The 17,171-nt window shown below is 33.6% G+C and carries 17 protein-coding genes; 16 read left to right on the forward strand and 1 reads right to left on the reverse strand.

The annotated features are described in order from the left end of the window. The first annotated feature begins 77 nt into the window (after positions 1-77). The 10 genes from GAN53_RS03445 (at position 78) to GAN53_RS03490 (ending at position 11,186) form a co-directional block, all read left to right on the forward strand. A complete protein-coding gene (locus GAN53_RS03445) occupies positions 78-1,265 on the forward strand; it encodes a M20 metallopeptidase family protein (RefSeq protein ID WP_151409591.1) in 1,188 nt (395 codons plus the stop codon). 226 nt (positions 1,266-1,491) lie between these two features. Next, complete coding sequence (locus tag GAN53_RS03450; RefSeq protein ID WP_151409592.1) at positions 1,492-2,478, forward strand: LacI family DNA-binding transcriptional regulator; 987 nt, start codon at positions 1,492-1,494, stop codon at positions 2,476-2,478. Between the two features lie 63 nt (positions 2,479-2,541). Further along, a complete protein-coding gene (locus tag GAN53_RS03455; protein WP_225791812.1) occupies positions 2,542-3,438 on the forward strand; it encodes a ribokinase in 897 nt (298 codons plus the stop codon). After that, positions 3,435-4,589, forward strand: coding sequence for a BMP family lipoprotein (locus GAN53_RS03460; RefSeq protein ID WP_151409594.1), 1,155 nt, complete (start codon positions 3,435-3,437; stop codon positions 4,587-4,589). The genes GAN53_RS03455 and GAN53_RS03460 overlap by 4 nt, the downstream gene beginning before the upstream one ends. Before the next feature lie 26 nt (positions 4,590-4,615). After that, positions 4,616-6,163, forward strand: coding sequence for an ABC transporter ATP-binding protein (locus GAN53_RS03465; RefSeq protein WP_151409595.1), 1,548 nt, complete (start codon positions 4,616-4,618; stop codon positions 6,161-6,163). Next, complete coding sequence (locus GAN53_RS03470; protein ID WP_151409596.1) at positions 6,156-7,280, forward strand: ABC transporter permease; 1,125 nt, start codon at positions 6,156-6,158, stop codon at positions 7,278-7,280. The genes GAN53_RS03465 and GAN53_RS03470 overlap by 8 nt, the downstream gene beginning before the upstream one ends. Continuing rightward, a complete protein-coding gene (locus tag GAN53_RS03475; RefSeq protein ID WP_151409597.1) occupies positions 7,270-8,214 on the forward strand; it encodes an ABC transporter permease in 945 nt (314 codons plus the stop codon). Before GAN53_RS03470 ends, GAN53_RS03475 begins: the two co-directional genes overlap by 11 nt. A 12-nt stretch (positions 8,215-8,226) precedes the next feature. Then, a complete protein-coding gene (locus GAN53_RS03480; RefSeq protein WP_151409598.1) occupies positions 8,227-9,156 on the forward strand; it encodes a nucleoside hydrolase in 930 nt (309 codons plus the stop codon). Then, a complete protein-coding gene (locus GAN53_RS03485; protein ID WP_151409599.1) occupies positions 9,149-10,429 on the forward strand; it encodes a M20 family metallopeptidase in 1,281 nt (426 codons plus the stop codon). The genes GAN53_RS03480 and GAN53_RS03485 overlap by 8 nt, the downstream gene beginning before the upstream one ends. A gap of 10 nt (positions 10,430-10,439) precedes the next feature. Continuing rightward, positions 10,440-11,186, forward strand: coding sequence for a glutamine amidotransferase (locus GAN53_RS03490; protein ID WP_151409600.1), 747 nt, complete (start codon positions 10,440-10,442; stop codon positions 11,184-11,186). 144 nt (positions 11,187-11,330) lie between these two features. Here GAN53_RS03490 and GAN53_RS03495 read toward each other — a convergent pair whose 3' ends face one another. After that, positions 11,331-12,086, reverse strand: a complete 756-nt coding sequence (locus GAN53_RS03495; protein ID WP_151409601.1) for a DeoR/GlpR family DNA-binding transcription regulator — start codon at positions 12,084-12,086, stop codon at positions 11,331-11,333. A 203-nt stretch (positions 12,087-12,289) separates the two neighbouring features. Here GAN53_RS03495 and ulaG point away from each other — a divergent pair, with 203 nt between their 5' ends. Genes ulaG through GAN53_RS03525 form a run of 6 tightly spaced genes read left to right on the forward strand, consistent with a single transcriptional unit; the run spans position 12,290 to position 17,161 of the window. Further along, positions 12,290-13,354 carry an L-ascorbate 6-phosphate lactonase gene (ulaG, locus tag GAN53_RS03500; RefSeq protein WP_151409602.1) on the forward strand — a complete coding sequence of 355 codons (1,065 nt, stop codon included), beginning with the start codon at positions 12,290-12,292 and terminating at the stop codon, positions 13,352-13,354. Positions 13,355-13,407: 53 nt separating this feature from the next. Then, positions 13,408-13,863 (forward strand): PTS sugar transporter subunit IIA, encoded by a 456-nt coding sequence (locus GAN53_RS03505; protein WP_151409603.1) that lies wholly within the window; start codon positions 13,408-13,410, stop codon positions 13,861-13,863. Positions 13,864-13,872: 9 nt separating this feature from the next. Further along, positions 13,873-15,336, forward strand: coding sequence for a PTS ascorbate transporter subunit IIC (locus GAN53_RS03510; RefSeq protein ID WP_151409604.1), 1,464 nt, complete (start codon positions 13,873-13,875; stop codon positions 15,334-15,336). Between the two features lie 9 nt (positions 15,337-15,345). After that, complete coding sequence (locus GAN53_RS03515; protein ID WP_151409605.1) at positions 15,346-15,642, forward strand: PTS sugar transporter subunit IIB; 297 nt, start codon at positions 15,346-15,348, stop codon at positions 15,640-15,642. 9 nt (positions 15,643-15,651) lie between these two features. Beyond that, entirely contained in the window at positions 15,652-16,344 is a 693-nt protein-coding gene (locus GAN53_RS03520) for an L-ribulose-5-phosphate 4-epimerase (protein WP_151409606.1), read from the forward strand. Continuing rightward, positions 16,331-17,161 (forward strand): L-ribulose-5-phosphate 3-epimerase, encoded by an 831-nt coding sequence (locus GAN53_RS03525; protein ID WP_151409607.1) that lies wholly within the window; start codon positions 16,331-16,333, stop codon positions 17,159-17,161. The genes GAN53_RS03520 and GAN53_RS03525 overlap by 14 nt, the downstream gene beginning before the upstream one ends. Positions 17,162-17,171 lie beyond the last annotated feature (10 nt).

A 17,171-nucleotide genomic window follows, 5' to 3' on the forward strand; every position in this document is an offset into this window, starting at 1 on the left:
AAGTAAATATAGTAAAGATTTCAAATAAGCGAATCTTATTAAAAAAATTTTAACTAAAATAAAAATTAGGATCATATATGGATGTATTAAGTGAAATTAAAAAAGTTAATGACGATTTGATTAAATGGAGAAGACATCTTCATGAAAATCCAGAATTAGGATTTGATCTAGAAAATACTTGCAAATTTGTATCAGAAAAGTTGGACGAATTTGGCATTGAAAATCACAGAAACTTCAAAGGCGCTGTAATTGGCTACATCAACCCAGAAAGTACAGGCAAAGTTATAGCTCTAAGAGGCGATATGGATGCTTTGCCAGTTAACGAAGAAACAGGCCTTGAATTTGCATCAAAGGTTGAAGGAAGAATGCATGCTTGTGGACACGATGCTCACACTGCACAACTATTAGCAGCAGCAAAAGTGTTAGCAGAACACAAAGATGAAATTGACGGCAAAATAATGCTAATCTTCCAAGGCGCCGAAGAATTAGGAACAGGATCAATTGAAATTGCCGACTCAGAAGAATTTAGCAAAGTTGACGAAGTTTTAGGCTGCCATGATGGAAATCTTGCAGAATTTTCTTCCTACCCTCAAGGAGCTTTAATATTTTCTGGCGGCCCAACAATGGCAACAATGGACAAATTTACAATTGACATTGAAGGTAGAGGAGCTCACGGTTCACAACCAGAAAACTCAATAGACCCAATAGTAATCGCTTCATATATAGTAACAAACGTACAAGAAAAAGTAGCAAGAGAAATTTCACCTCTTGAGCCAGTCGTAATTTCCTTTGGTCTGATAAATTCAGGAAAAGCCTTTAACATCATTCCAGAAACAGCTCAGCTAGAAGGAACAACCAGAACACTTAGACCAGAAACTAGAGATATAGTGGAAAAAAGTCTTAGAAAAATAATTGGAGGAATTGGGCAAACTTTAAGAGCAAGGATTGAATTTAATTATATCCGCAAGCATCCTTCAGTAATAAATAACCCAAAAGTTACCGAAAAACTGATGGCATCAGCCAAAAAGTTGTTTCCAGAAAAGGTTTATGAACTAAAAAAGCCTTTGATGAGCGGAGAAGATTTTTCCGTATATCTAGAAAAAAAACCAGGATCATTTTTCTTTCTAATGAACCCCAAAAAAATTGACGGCAAGATTTTTGCCCATCATAGCCCCAAATTTGCCATGGACGAGGAATATTTCTACCAAGTTCCTGCAGTTATGGTTCAATATGTCATGGATGAAATTGGGAAAAATCAAAAATAAAAACTAAGAATTTTGCTTATACTTTGCCAAAAGTCCACAAAAACAAATGCTCACAAAACTTAATTAAGCTATAAAATATTTTCTAAAATTCACAACTATCCCTACTAATCTTGGGATAGTTTATTATTTATGAAGAAAAAATACTAAAAAAATCAAGAAAACGTATTGACAACGTTCTTATAAAGTATTATACTAATAATCAATAAAACGTTTTAATGAGGTAAAGATGAGTACAATAAAAGATGTTGCTCACTTAGCAAACGTTTCTATTACAACAGTATCTATGGTCTTAAATAATACGGAACACAAGATATCAAGTAAGACACGCACGAAAGTCATAGAAGCAGCAAAAGAATTAAATTACAAGCCAAATAACATTGCAAGAAGCTTGGTTAGTGGCAAAACAAACGTAATTATGCTAATAATACCAGATATATCAAATCCTTTTTTTGGTTTATTGGCAAAAGAACTTTCTAAATATATCAGACTTAAAGAATATTTTTTGTATATTTTCAACTCAAATAATGAAGATCTAACTGAAGAATCTTTTCAAAATTTGATAGAAAATAATTTTGTAGAGGCGACTTTTGTCATAGATAGAAGAGTTAAACAATTCAGCAAAAAAATATTAAATAATAATAAAATCGTATTCCTAGATGAATTTGATTATGACAATAAAGACACTAATATTGTTACTGGTGATAACAAAAAAGGCGGATATTTGGCAGTTGAACACCTAATAAATAGGGGATTAAAAAAAATAGGTCTTGCCTTAGGGCCAAGAGATTCAGCTGTATCAAGTAGAAGATTATCTGGAGCCATTGATTGTGCAAACGATCAAGGTATTCATATAAAATCAGAAAATATTTTCCATGCAAATTTTACCTTTGAAGGCGGATTAAAGGCTGGGGAATATTTTTTAGATAAGGATGTCGATGCTATATTTTGCTTTAACGACATGAGTGCTTACGGACTTATGGAATATCTAAATCAAAAGAAAGTCAAAATTCCTGAAGATATATCCATAGTAGGCTATGATAACCTATACACAAATAATTTACTAAGCACAAAACTTAGCTCAGTTGATCAAAACCTCGGTCAATTAGCCAAAGAAGCAGTAAATATGATAGATAAATTGATAAAAAATGAGCCTTTAGCAAGCAAAAATGTTTTTGTCGATCCCAAATTAGTAATAAGAGAAAGCACTAGATAAAAAATTTTAGTACTAAGTAAAACGTTTTAATAGAAAGTGAGGTGAGAAGTTATAAAAGAAACAATAAAGGTATTAGATTTTGGTTCGCTAAATATCGATAGAACATATTCAGTCGACCATATGGTAAGCGAAGGAGAAACGATTTCTTGTAGAAAATTTGAAAGTTTTATAGGAGGTAAGGGCTTAAATCAAGCAATAGCTTTAAAAAGAGCAGGAGCAAATGTAAAACTTGCTGGTTGCGTTGGTGATAATGATGGAAATATATTAATAAATTATTTGGGAGAAAATGAACTTGATCATTTGATTACAAAAGTTAAAGGAGATAGTGGACATGCTATCATACAAATTGATAGCTTAGGTCAAAATTCAATTATTGTAGAAGGGGGTGCTAATAAAAAGATTGAGGAAGAGTACATAGATCAGGTATTAAAAGGTTTTAATAAAGGGGATTATATACTTTTACAAAATGAAATTAACAACGTTGATTACATTGTAGATAAGTCCTATCAAATGGGACTAAAGATATTTTTTAATCCATCACCTATTAATGAAGATATCTATAAAGTCGACCTAAATAAGATTAATTGTATTATTTTGAATGAACATGAAGGCAAGTGCCTATCAGAAAAAGATGGTAAATTGGAAATTTTAGAATATTTTAAGAAAATTTACCCAGAAATGGAAGTAGTCCTAACCCTTGGTGGAAAAGGCGGTTACTATTGTCATAAGGAAACTTTGATAAAATACGATGCATGCAAAACAAAAGTAGTCGACACTACAGGAGCAGGAGATACCTTCTGCGGATACTATATAGCTTGTCAATCAGAGGGAAGAACTATAAAAGAAAGTCTAAATATTGCAAGCTTAGCTGCATCATTGGCTTGTGCGAAAAATGGAGCATCTAACTCAATTCCATTTATGAAAGAAATAGAAGAGTTAAATTTTAAGGGGGAGAAATGAAAAAATTATTACAACTAGCAGGAGCATTACTTTTAACATTATCGTTATCAGCATGTGCAACTCCAGCAAATCAAGCAAAGGAAACTAAAGAAGAAGTAAAACAAGAAGAAACTCAAAACGAAGAAAACAAAGAAGTTGAAAACAAGGACGAGAACAAAGAAGAAACTAAAGAGGAAACAGGCAAAAAATCTGACAAACCATTAAAGGTTGCAATAGTTTATACAGGATTATTAGGGGATAAATCCTACAACGACTCAGCAAATATCGGTGCTAAAAAAGCAACTGATGATTTTGGAGTAGAAGTAACTTCTCTTGAAGGATTAACAGCTCAAGAATGGGAAGCAAACTTAATTTCAGCTTGTGAAGATGATTATGATCTAATAATAGGTGCTTCATCAAATATAGCTGACTTCATACAAGAACATGGTCCAAATTATCCAGATAAAATGTTTGCTGTAATAGATACAACAGTTGATTTACCAAATGTTCAATCAATTTCATTTGCTCAAAATGAAGGATCATTCTTAGCAGGTGCAGCAGCAGCTTTATTTACCCAACATACAGAAATTGAAGGTGTAAATGATAAAGCAATAATAGGTTGGGTAGGTGGAATGGACATTCCAGTACTTCACGATTTCTATACTGGCTATGAACAAGGTGCAAAATATATAAATCCAGATATCAAAATCCTTCAATCATTTGCAGGTAGCTGGACAGATCCACTAAAAGGAAAAGAATTAACACTAGCTCAATTTGACCAAGGTGCAGATATTGTAATGAACGTTGCATCAGGAACAGGCCCTGGAATATTGGAAGCAGCTAAAGAAGCTGGTAAATACGCAATCGGTGTAGACCTTGATCAAGATAACGATCAACCAGGCTCAGTTTTAACATCTATGGTAAAAAGAGTTGATAGCGCAGTATATTTAACAATTCAATCAGCAGTAGAAGGTAATTTCCAAGGTGGTTCAACAAAATATCTATCTTTAGCTGAAAACGGCGTTTCTTTAACAGACTTCTCAGTTATGAAAGAACATCTAGGGGACAAATTCCCACAAGAAATTGTTGATAAAGTTGACGAATTAGCTAAAAAAATAATCGATGGAGAAATAAAAGTAGACAATTATAAAGGTTTTGGTAAAGAACAATAAAGATAAGAAAAGAATCGGAAGGTGCTATGAGTAATTATGTAATAGAAATGAATCACATCAAAAAACACTTTGGCAAAGTCAAAGCTGTCAATGATGGAAATTTTAACCTGATTAAAGGCGAAATTCATTCTCTAATTGGAGAAAATGGAGCTGGCAAATCAACTATGATGAAATTACTTTATGGAATGTATCCTATCACTTCTGGTCAGATAAAAATAAATGGTGAACAAATTGATAAACTAAGTCCATCCGATGCCATAGCTCATGGCATCGGTATGGTTCACCAAGAATTTATGCTTGTAGACAACCTAACAGTAATGGAAAATATAATCTTAGGATTTGAACCAAGAGCTGGATTTAAGATCGACTACAAAAAAGCCAGAGAAGAAATTGAAGAATACATCAATAAATATAATATGGATGTACAACTTAACAAAAAAGTTGGGCAAATATCAGTTGGAGAAGCTCAAAGAGTAGAGATTATTAAAACTCTAATTAGAGGAGCAGACATAATTATACTAGATGAGCCTACTGCAGTTTTAACTCCTCAAGAAACTGAGAAACTTTTTGAAATATTAGAAGAATTAAGAGCAAGTGGAAAGTCTCTAGTATTCATAAGCCACAAACTTAATGAGGTAATGAGTATATCCGATAGAATAACAGTAATGCGTCAAGGAATGTATGAAGGAACTGTAAATAAAGCCGATACCAATGAATTGGAACTTGCAAAAATGATGATTGGTAGGGAAGTTTTTCTTAATATAGCAAAAAAAGATACTAAAATTGGAAAAACAATCCTTGAAGTAAATGACATATGGGTTCCAAGCCAAAAAGAAACATCCAAAATCAGAGGTATGTCCTTATCAGTTCGTGAAGGCGAAATAGTGGGCATAGCGGGCATTGATGGTAACGGACAATCCGAATTAATAGAAGCAATAACAGGCCTTAGAAAAGTAGAAAAAGGCCAAGTTTTGATAAATGGAGTTGATGTTACAAACAAAACTCCAAAAGAAATTAGAAATGCAGGACTTTCTCACATACCAGAAGATAGAAACACCACAGGTTTAAATAGAGCTTTATCAATCTCTTATAACCTAACGTCTGTACTAAAAGAAGGCGTTCCTGTAAAAGAAAAAGGTTTTTTGGATGAGGAAAAAATAGAAAAATATTCAAATGATTTAATAGAAAAATTTGATATCAGACCAAATAATCCAGAAGCTTTGACATCTTCACTTTCAGGAGGAAACGCGCAAAAAGTAGTAGTAGCACGAGAAATATCCTTAAACAACAATTTGCTAATAGCATCTCAACCTACAAGAGGAGTTGACATAGGCGCTATTGAATTGATTAGAAAAACAATCGAAAATGCCAAACAAGAGGGAGTTGGCGTCTTGCTAGTTTCTGCAGAATTAGAAGAGATTTTATCCTTATCTGATACCATAATTGTAATACACGAAGGAAAGATTACAGGTCAAATGCCTGCCTCAGAAGCTAATGAAAACAACATTGGTTTGTTGATGATGGGAGCATCAGAGGGAAAAAAAGATGAAGTAAAGGAGATTAGCAATGAATAATTTGAAAAAAGATTTAATAAACTTTTTGATAAGTTTTTTAATTTCTATTGCCTTAGGAACAATATTAATCTTACTTATTGGTGAGAATCCTTTACAAGCCTTTAGCGCCCTAATCAAAGGAGCAGTTGGTTCTACATATGGCTTTGGAAACACAATAGCTTTGTGGACTCCGCTTTTATTAACCTCACTTGCTTTTGCAATTGCAGCACAAGCTGGAGCTTTTAACGTAGGTATAGAAGGTGAAGTTATCCTTGGCGGAATGGCAGCAGCATATATTGGTGCAAATTGGGGATTTTTACCAGTACCACTTTTATACATAGCTTGTTTTTTGGGAGCTATTATAGTTGCTGGTTTATGGGCTTATATTCCTGGAATTTTGAAAGTAAAATACAACATCTCAGAAATTTGTGTAACGATACTTATGAATTCAGTGGCAGTATATATAGGTTCCTATCTAGTAAGTGGACCTTTAAGCTCAGGAAATGCAAATCCACAGACTGATCCAGTTTGGGTAACACTTGCAAAATTCCTTAGACCATCTTCAGCAAATGTGGGATTTTTTATAGCGTTATTAATAGTTGTTGTGACATCAATAGTTATGTATAAAACTCGTCTTGGAGAAAATGTAAGAGCTGCGGGATTAAACCCAAGAAATATGGATTATGTTGGAAAAAGCTCAAAGAAAACTTTCGTAAGAGTAATGGTTTTATCTGGAATGATTGCAGGTGTTGCAGGTTGTATCCAAGTTTTAGGTGTCCATGGTTATTATTTAGATGGTTTTGCGACAGGACTTGGTAATGACGGTATGCTTGCATCTCTTATAGTAAGATCAAATATCGCTTTAACTCCACTTACATCATTTTTCCTAGCTTTGCTAAAAGCAGGGGCAGTTGGTATGCAAAATGCTACAAGATTACCAAAAGCTTTGGTAGATACAATAACATCAATGTTTATCATTATTGCAACAATGGATGTAATTTTGCAATTTATTGAAAAAAGAAAACTTAAAAAAGAAGATGCCGAAAGTAAAGCAGAATTCGAAGAAACTATGGAAAAATTAGAAGCAGAAGAAAGCACTAAAGGAACAAAGAGAAATGAGGTAACAAATGAACGTTGATTTATCTACAATATTTAATATGTCACTTATAAACTCTACCTTTAGAGCATCAACCCCAATTATCTATGCGGCATTGTGCGCTGCAATAACTCAGCAAGCGAATATATTAAACGTTGGAACAGAGGGGATTATGCTTATAGGATCCTTTACTGCTGTAACATTTAGTTATATAACAGGAAGTTGGGTCATTGGAGTTTTGGCCGCTATGATTGCTGGTTGCCTTATATCTGGCTTAATTGGCATTGGGCATATCAAATTTAATGCTGATATTACTGCAATAGGAATGGGAGTAAACTTATTTGCCCTAGCCTTAACAAGATTACTTTTGCAAGTGCTTTTTGGAGTAAATGGTTCATTTTCAAGCCCTTATATAAAGGCTATACCAAGAATAAGCATTGGATTTTTTTCAAAGATTCCGATTATTGGTTCAATATTTAACAACCTAACAATTACAGAATGGCTCTTGTTGCCAACTATAATACTTTTGTACTTTGTAATTTATAAAACCCCATATGGTTTACATCTTCGTGCTGTTGGTGCTTTCCCAGAAGCGGCAAAAACTGCTGGAATAAATACAACCAGAAAAAAATATGAGTCACTGCTAATAGCTGGCTTAGTTGGCGGTTTAGCAGGAGCTCACTTATCCTTAGGATATAGTGCACAATTTGTAAATAATATGACCAATAACAGGGGATTCATGGGAATTGCAGCCATGTTCTTTGGCGGAGCTAATCCAATTTATACATCTTTGGGATGTTTGCTATTTGGATTTGCTGATTCAATTGGAGCAAGATTACAATCTTATGGATTGCCAGCACAATTTGTATTAATGCTTCCATATATAGTTACAATTTTAGTATTGACAATTTCAGTTTATGCAAAAATTAAAACTGACAAGAGAAAAGAATCATCTTTAGTCAAAAGAGAAGTTTAAAAGGAGAAAATTTTGAGAAATATTATTCTAGATTGCGATCCAGGCCATGACGATGCCATAGCAATACTATTAGCAGGATCTAACCCAGAGATAAATTTGTTGGGAGTAACAGTTGTTGCAGGAAATCAAACGTTAGAAAAAACTGCCAATAATGCCCTAAAAGTTGTCCAATGGCTTGGCTTAGATATACCAGTTTTTAAAGGTTGCCCAGGTCCTATGGTTAGAAAGCAAATGATAGCAGATGACATCCACGGCAAAACTGGACTTGATGGTCACGATTTTGGAGAAATCAAAATAAAATTACAAGAAGACCACGCAGTTAATTTCATAATCGATACCATATTAAATTCAAAAGAAAAAATAACTGTAGTAACTTGTGGTCCTATGACAAATCTAGCTATGGCATTAAGACTTGAGCCAAAAATAAAAGAAAATATTGAAGAAATAGTATTAATGGGTGGAGCTTACACTTTTGGAAATGTAAGTCCTGCAGCAGAATTTAATATAATTGCAGATGCTGAAGCGGCATATGTTTGCTTTACAGCAGGCTTGCCAATTACAATGATGGGCCTTGATGTAACTAGAAAAGTTCAAGTTTTACCAGAAGTTGTAGAAAGAATGGATAAAATTTCAAACAAAGCAGCTGAAATGTTTGTAAACTTGATGAAATTCTTCAACAAATCTCAAAAAGAAGTTTTTGGCTGGGATGGTGGTCCTCTTCATGACCCACTAACAGTTGCATATTTAATTGATCCTTCTGTAGTAACCCTTAAAAAAATGAACACAAGAATCGATATTAGAAGTACCGATTCCTACGGAAGAACTAACTGCGACTATTTTGATTACCTAGGCTTAGAAAAAAATTCCAATGTAGCAATCGATGTCGATGTCAAAAAATATTGGGACATTATAGAAAAAGGAATAAAAAGTTATAATGACTAATCAAGTAAATACAAAACTTAAAGAAACTTTAGAAAAGAATAAGCAAGAATATATAGGCTATCTAAAAGATCTTATAGCCATAGACACAAGAGATCTAGGCCATGGCATTGATGGTGGATTAGAAAAAGAAGGTCAAGAATACCTAATCAAACTTTTTGAAAAATTAGGAGCAGACGTTAAAGTCGATCCTATGAAAGAAGAAGTTATCCAACAATTTTACAAAGACCATGGAGAAGGTAACCTAGGCCATAACTACGACGATAGATTTAACGTATATGCAAGCTTTAAGGCTGATCCAAGCAAAAAAAGCCTAATGTTTAATGGTCATATAGACGTAATGCCACCTGGAGATGAGACTTTATGGGATAATCCACCTTTTGAACCAGTAATAAAAGATGGTATACTTTACGGTCGTGGCACAGCAGATATGAAAGGTGGTCTAATGGCAGCAATAATGGCTGTAAAATTATTAAAAGATGCTGAAATTGACTTGCCAGGAGAAGTTATAATAACATCAGTTTGCGATGAAGAAGGCGGCGGCAATGGCTCAATGCAAGCCATAGCCAGCGGGCAAAGAGCTGATGGAGTTGTAGTTTGCGAAGGAACAGATCAAGAATTAATCCTTGCACACATGGGTTTTGTCTTCTTTAGAGTTGAATTTTCTGGAATAGCTTGCCATTCAGGAATGAAAACTAAAGGAGTAAATGCAATAGAAAAGGCCATAAAAACAATAAATGCCTTAAATGAATTAGAACACAAATGGTTATTAAAATATAAACATCCTCTACTACCACCACCAAACCTAAACATTGGAGTAATAAAAGGTGGAACAGCAGGCTCAACAGTGCCAGATGAATGTTATTTCGAAACTTGCGTTCACTATTTGCCAAATCTGATGTCTAAAAAGCAAATAGAAGAAGAATTTATGGACACCATAAATAGAGTAGCCAAATCAGATCCATTTCTAGAAAAGAATCCTCCAAAAGTTACCATTTACCAAGCAGGAAATGGCTTTGAAATGGATCTTGATCACGGCTTAGTAAATAGCTTTAAAAATTCATTTAAACTAGCAATGGACAAAGAAGTAAAAGCTGTTGGCTCACCAGCAGGATGCGACTCAAGATTGTGGAGAAGCATCGCAAAAATGCCAACCATTCAATTTGGCCCAGGCAGTCTAAAAATGGCTCACGCCATCAATGAATGTGTACCAGTAGAAGAATATCTAAATGCCATACTTATATATGCAAATCTAATCTTAGATTATTGTAAATAAAGGAGAAAAAATGACAAAAAAAGTATTACTAGTAGGAGAATCTTGGACAAAAACAACAATTCACGTAAAAGGATTTGATTCATTTGTAACAAGCGAATATGAAACTGGTGAAGAATTTATAAGAGGAGCTTTTGAACAAAGCGAGGACTATGAATATGAACATATGCCAGCACATATAGCTATGGAAGAATTCCCATACGACTTAGAAGGACTTAAAAAATACGACTTGATAATCTTATCAGACATAGGAGCTAATTCCTTATTACTACCAAACAGAGTTTTCTCAAAAAGCGAAAAAACTGCCAACAGATGTAATCTTATAAAAGAATACGTCCTAGACGGCGGAGCTTTATTAATGATCGGTGGATATATGACATTTTCAGGAATAAATGCAGCAGGAAAATGGCAAGATACAGCAGTACAAGATGTATTGCCAGTAAAAATCCTAAGCACAGATGACAGAATCGAAACACCAGAAGGAATTTATCCAAAAGTAGTAAAAGACCATGAAATTTTTGAAGGCGTTGAAAAAGAATGGCCACATGTTTTAGGCTACAACAAAACTATCCTAAAAGAAGATGGAAAACTTTTGGCAACAGTTAATGAAGATCCATTTATAGCAGTAGGAAGCTACGGCAAAGGAAAATCAGCAGTATTTACATCAGACTCAGCACCACACTGGGCACCACCAGAATTTGTAAACTGGAAATCCTATAACAAATTATTTGTAAACATAGCTGATTATTTGACAAAATAATTAAAAATATTAAAATAGGAAAAATCAATGTGTATTCATAAATAAATTTTCTGAGTATAGAAAATAGCTATATTGCGTAAATGCAAGTATAGCTATTTTTTGATTATTAAAAGCTCTAGAAAGTGAGTACAAAAAAATATAATCTCACACCAAAATCACCTTAATCCCCAATTTCTCAAGAGATTCGACTTTTGATCTTGATATTTCGTTATCGGTTATTATTATGTCTATGTTTTGGATTGTGCCTATTTTAAAGTTTGCGGATTGGCTAAATTTTGAGCTGTCGCAAACTAGTATGTTTTTTTCTGTGGATTCATTTAGCATATATTGGTTTATTTCCACTTCATCTAGTACGCTTGTTGTAAGTTCACCTTCTTCTGTGATTCCTGAAATACCGATTATAGAAAGGTTCGATGCGACACTTTTAAGATTGTTTAGGGCAAAAGTTCCGGTCATTGCATTTTTTGGGTAGGATACTCTGCCTCCTGTCAAGATAACATTAACTAAAGGATCGATTTTAATAGAAGAAGCTTTGGCATTATTTGTTATAATATTTACTCTCTTATTTTTTATGAATTTTAGAACTTTTAGGGCAGTTGATGATGAATTTATAAAAATATCATCATCGTTGTTTATGAAATCTGCACATTTTTTGGCGATTTTTTCTTTTTTGTTTTCTAGTAATAAATTTGCCGAATCTTGGCATTTATTTATCCTTGCTCCTCCGTGAAATCTTTGGATTTTCCCGAGAGATTGGAGAAAATCTAAGTCCCTTCTTATGGTTATTTCTGAAACCTTAAATTTTTCAATAAGCTCTTTGCTTGTAACTGTATTTTCACTACTTATGTAATTTAATACTTCTTCTCTTCTTTTATCTACGATGGATTTTTTTGTTTTCATATTAACCTCTTATAATCTCATTATTTTTATGAACGTTTGTCGGCATAAAGAATAATAAATCGTTATCATTTACATTATACTGCCTAAATCAATCAAATCAATCATATAATATCGATAAAAATACAAAATAAATGCTTGACCGTTCATTAATTTTGTTATATGATATAACTAGGTAAAGAATTAAATTAATTTATGGAGGTATTATGAGCCAAATTGATGAAATTACTAGAGAAAAATGGATCTTAGGCGCCTTTCCTGAGTGGGGAACATGGCTTAATGAGGAAATTGACGAAGAAGTAGTAGAAAAAGGCACCTTTGCTATGTGGTGGATTGGCTGCACTGGCATTTGGTTTAAGACAGAAAATGATACAAACATTGCAATTGATTTGTGGTTTGGTAATGGAAAAAGAACCAAAAAAGTTAAGGAGATGGCTCCTTACCATCAAATGAGAAATATGACTGGTGGCAAGGCTCTTCAACCAAATTTAAGAGCTAATCCAATAGTTTTTGACCCATTTGCTGTTACAAAAGTTGATGCTGTTTTGTCAACTCACTACCACAATGATCATATCGATCCTTTCTTTGCAGCAGCAGTTTTGAAGAATTGTTCTGATGATGTACCTTTTATAGGACCAAAGGAATCTGTTAAAAAATGGTTATCATACGGTGTACCAGAAGATAGATGTATAGTTGTAAAACCAGGTGATGAGATAAAGATAAAAGATACAACCATTGTTGCTCTTGATTCTTTTGATAGAACTTGCTTAGTTACAACAGAAGTTGGTGAAGATATTGAGGGGGTTTGCCCGACAAATATGGACGAAAAGGCTGTAAATTATCTAATCAAAATGCCGGCAGGAACTGTATATCACACAGGAGATTCTCACTTCTCAATAGGTTTTGCAGAAGTTGGCAAGAAATATGATATCGACATTGCTTTTGGTTCTTATGGAGATAACCCAGTAGGTAATCAAGATAAGATGACTTCTATTGATATACTAAGAATGGCTGAATCTGTAGGTTGTGAGGTTGTAATTCCAATTCACCATGATGTTTGGACAAACTTCAAAGCTGATCCAAAAGAGATCAAATATCTATGGCAATATAGAAAAGATAGATCAAAATATAAATTCCACCCATATATTTGGGATGTTGGTGGCAAATATGTATGGCCAACAATGAAGGATGAATTAGAGTACAGGTACAGACCAGGATTTGAAGACGCATTTGAAAATCCAAGAAATGTACCATTCAAATCAATATTATAAAAAATATAAACTGCTATTTTTGTTGGCAGTTTAAGATACATAAAAGGTGAAATATGATTAACGAAATACTAGAAAGAGGTTTGTTTGATTTTTATGATCAAATAGACACTTGGCAAGAAGCTATTAATAAATCTTGCAAGAAATTAATAGAAAAAAACATTGTTGATGAAACATATCCAAAACAAATTATCGAAACTTGCGAAAAATACGGTCCATACATTGTTTTGATACCACAAGTGGCTATGCCTCATTGTCAAGAATGTGCTCAAGGCGTAAATGAAACTGCTGTAGCTTTCATGAGGGTTGAAAAACCAGTAGTTTTTGACGAAGATGATAGGGATAAGGATGCGAAAATATTTTTTACTGTAGCTAGTGAAGATAACAAAAAACATTTGGAAAATATTGCGGCTTTATCTGATATATTGTGCGATGAAGAAATTGTTGAAGCTTTATGCGAAGCTAAAAACGAAGAAGATTTAAGAAAAATTTCAAAAAAATATAATATTTAGGGGATATTTATGAATATATTATTAGCAATTTTAAACGGATTTGTAAAAAATATACTTACAAAACCAGCATTTTTTATAGGTTTTTTGGTACTAATTGGCTATTTGCTAGATGGTAAGAAATGGTACGAAGCCTTGGCAGGCTTTATAAAAGCAACTGTAGGCTATATGATTTTGGCAGTTGGTTCTGGTGGGCTTGTTTCTACATTTAGACCAATACTTACTGGACTTAAAGATAAATTTAATATTTCTGCAACAGTAATTGACCCATATTTTGGTCAAAACGCAGTAACTGAAGGAATGGAGCATCTTGGTAGATCATTTTCACAAGTAATGGTTCTATTGCTTATTGCCTTTATAGTTAACATTATTTTAGTTAGAGCAAAAAATATTACAAAGATGAGAGCTGTATTTACAACAGGTCACGTTCAAATGCAACAAGCTGCAACAGCTTTTTGGCTATTAATTTTCTGTTTTCCAGATTTAGGTCAAACACCTATTCTTGTAATAATGGCTATTTTACTAGGTCTTTATTGGGCAGTAGGTAGTAACTTAACAGTTGAAGATACACAAAAACTTACAGATGGTGCAGGTTTCTGTATAGCTCACCAACAAATGTTTGGTATAAGACTTGCTTGCTTCTTAAGTGATAAATTATTTGCTAAGAAAAAAGATCAAAGTAAAGATATCGATGATATAGAACTTCCAGGATTTTTATCAATCTTTAACGAAAATATGGTAGCTACAGCAATTCTTATGACCTTATTCTTTGGAATTATCCAATCAGTTTTAGGCAAAGAATATCTAGTAGCTCACGAAGCTTTAAAAATGGACGATAACTTCTTCTTCTACATCCTACAATCTTCATTTAGCTTTGCAGTAAACTTAGCTATCTTACAACTAGGAGTTAGAACATTCGTTGGCGAATTAACATCATCATTTGATGGTATCCAAAGAAAACTTTTACCAGGTGCGCTTCCAGGAATCGACTGTGCAGCAGTATTTGGTTTTGGTGCAGCAAATGCAGTAACAATCGGATTTTTATTTGGTGCTTTAGGACAATTTTTAGCAATAGGTACTCTATTCTTACTAAAATCCCCAACACTAATAATTGCAGGATTCGTTCCATTATTCTTTGATAACGCTGTAATTGGGGTATATGCTAATAATAGAGGTGGATATAAGGCTGCAATGTTAATGCCATTCTTATCAGGTCTAATCCAAGTATTTGGTTCAGCATTTATAGCAACATATTCTGGACTTGCTCAATACGGTGGATACCTAGGAATGTTTGACTGGGCAACAGTATGGCCAGCATTTACAGTAATAATTAAGAATATTCAATATGTTGGTGTTGCATTAGTAGCAATCTTATTAATCGTAATTCCTCAACTACAATATAAAAAGAACAAAGAAGGTTACTTCATGATCACTGAAGATTATGAAAAGTACAAAGAAACAATCGCAAATAAATAGGAGGGCGAAATGAAAGTAATAGTAGCATGTGCAAATGGAGCTGGAACAAGTTTGATGATGATGAATAAGATTAAGCAAGCTTTTAATGAATTGGATTATAAGGGCAAACTTGACATCTCTCACTGCTCACTATCAGAAGGCAAATCTACAGGAAGAAGTGCTGATGTAATATTCTGTGCAGTAAATTTCATGAAAGATTTTGACAATTTGAAAGAAAAAGGCGTTACAATCATAGGCATGAAAAACATTCTTTCTAAAGATGAAGCCATGGAAAAAATCAAAGAAAATAATCTTTTAGAAAGATAAGTAGGCTTTATGTTAGAAGATATCAAACAAAAAGTTTATGAAGCAAACTTATTATTGCCAAAATATGATCTAGTAAAATTTACCTGGGGAAATGTTTCTGAAATTTCCCCAGATAGAAAATATGTAGTCATAAAACCATCAGGCGTGGATTATGAAACGATGAATGAAAGCGATATGGTGGTAGTCGACCTTGACGGAAACGTTGTTGAGGGAGATCTAAAACCATCAAGCGATACTGCAACACATTTAGAAATTTACAAAAAATACCCGGAAATTGGCGGCATAACCCACACACACTCTAGATGGGCAACAATAATGGCTCAGGCTAAAATGGACATAAAAGCTATGGGAACAACTCATGGAGATTATTTTTATGGGTCAATTCCAGTAACAGCTGATATGACTAAAGAAGAAATTGCCAATGATTATGAAAAAAACACTGGACTAGTAATAATAAAGTGTTTTGAAGATAGAAAAATTTCTCCAAAAGATGTACCGGCAGTTTTGGTAGCAAATCATGGTCCTTTTGTCTTTGGCGAAGATGCAGCAGATTCAGTTTTCCACTCTGTAGTTTTAGAAGAAGTTGCCTTTATGAATTGGCACTTAATTTCAATTGGCAAAAATGAAGCCATGAGCGATGAATTATTAGACAAACATTACCTAAGAAAACACGGAGCTAACGCTTATTATGGACAAAATTAATCTAGGAATCTATGAAAAAGCTTTGCCAAATTCTTTGTCTTTAGATCAAAAACTAAAACTTGCAAAAGAAATTGGCTTTGATCAGCTAGAAATAAGCATAGACGAAAGCGATGAAAAACTAAATAGGCTTTATGATGGCACAAGTGACATTCTAAAAAAATCTCAAGTAGCTTGTGATATGAGAATTAGAACCATGTGCTTATCAGGCCATAGAAAATATCCTTTTGGGTCAAGCAAAAAAGAAATCAGAGATAAATCCATGGATATTATGAAAAAAGCCATAGAATTTTCTGATAACAACGGTATTAGAATCATTCAACTTGCAGGTTATGATGTTTATTACGAAGAAAGCACTGCCGATAGCAAAAAATATTTCTTGGAAAATCTATCCAAGGCAGTAGACATAGCCAGCAAATATGGCGTGATACTCGCTTTTGAAACCATGGAAACAGAATTTATGGATACTGTAGAAAAGGCTATGCACTATGTCGATATTATTAACAGTCCATATTTGGGAATTTATCCAGATATAGGAAATCTTAAAAATGCAGCTGTAAAATACGGCACAGATGTTATAGAAGATTTGAAAAAGGGCGCTGGTCACATATTTGCAGCCCACCTAAAAGAAACAAATCCAGGAATATATAGAGATATGAGATTTGGCTCAGGTGGTCATACAGAATATGAAAGATCAATAAAAGAGTTGAAAAATCAAAAAGTTTCCATATATACAGGTGAATTTTGGGATCATGGAGAAGAAAATTACAAAGAAATAATAAAAGATTCTTATGAATTTTTAGTTAACAAATTAAAATAAGGAGAAGAGT

The organism is Anaerococcus sp. Marseille-P9784, from assembly GCF_902500265.1.
Classification (GTDB): domain Bacteria; phylum Bacillota; class Clostridia; order Tissierellales; family Peptoniphilaceae; genus Anaerococcus.

Bases quoted from the DNA above. Each gene is read 5' to 3' on its own strand.
- GAN53_RS03445 (WP_151409591.1), top strand. From the start codon at position 78: ATGGATGTATTAAGTGAAATTAAAAAAGTTAATGACGATTTGATTAAA.
- GAN53_RS03450 (WP_151409592.1), top strand. From the start codon at position 1,492: ATGAGTACAATAAAAGATGTTGCTCACTTAGCAAACGTTTCTATTACA.
- GAN53_RS03460 (WP_151409594.1), top strand. From the start codon at position 3,435: ATGAAAAAATTATTACAACTAGCAGGAGCATTACTTTTAACATTATCG.
- GAN53_RS03465 (WP_151409595.1), top strand. From the start codon at position 4,616: ATGAGTAATTATGTAATAGAAATGAATCACATCAAAAAACACTTTGGC.
- GAN53_RS03470 (WP_151409596.1), top strand. From the start codon at position 6,156: ATGAATAATTTGAAAAAAGATTTAATAAACTTTTTGATAAGTTTTTTA.
- GAN53_RS03475 (WP_151409597.1), top strand. From the start codon at position 7,270: ATGAACGTTGATTTATCTACAATATTTAATATGTCACTTATAAACTCT.
- GAN53_RS03485 (WP_151409599.1), top strand. From the start codon at position 9,149: ATGACTAATCAAGTAAATACAAAACTTAAAGAAACTTTAGAAAAGAAT.
- GAN53_RS03490 (WP_151409600.1), top strand. From the start codon at position 10,440: ATGACAAAAAAAGTATTACTAGTAGGAGAATCTTGGACAAAAACAACA.
- GAN53_RS03495 (WP_151409601.1), bottom strand. From the start codon at position 12,086: ATGAAAACAAAAAAATCCATCGTAGATAAAAGAAGAGAAGAAGTATTA.
- ulaG (WP_151409602.1), top strand. From the start codon at position 12,290: ATGAGCCAAATTGATGAAATTACTAGAGAAAAATGGATCTTAGGCGCC.
- GAN53_RS03505 (WP_151409603.1), top strand. From the start codon at position 13,408: ATGATTAACGAAATACTAGAAAGAGGTTTGTTTGATTTTTATGATCAA.
- GAN53_RS03510 (WP_151409604.1), top strand. From the start codon at position 13,873: ATGAATATATTATTAGCAATTTTAAACGGATTTGTAAAAAATATACTT.
- GAN53_RS03515 (WP_151409605.1), top strand. From the start codon at position 15,346: ATGAAAGTAATAGTAGCATGTGCAAATGGAGCTGGAACAAGTTTGATG.
- GAN53_RS03520 (WP_151409606.1), top strand. From the start codon at position 15,652: ATGTTAGAAGATATCAAACAAAAAGTTTATGAAGCAAACTTATTATTG.
- GAN53_RS03525 (WP_151409607.1), top strand. From the start codon at position 16,331: ATGGACAAAATTAATCTAGGAATCTATGAAAAAGCTTTGCCAAATTCT.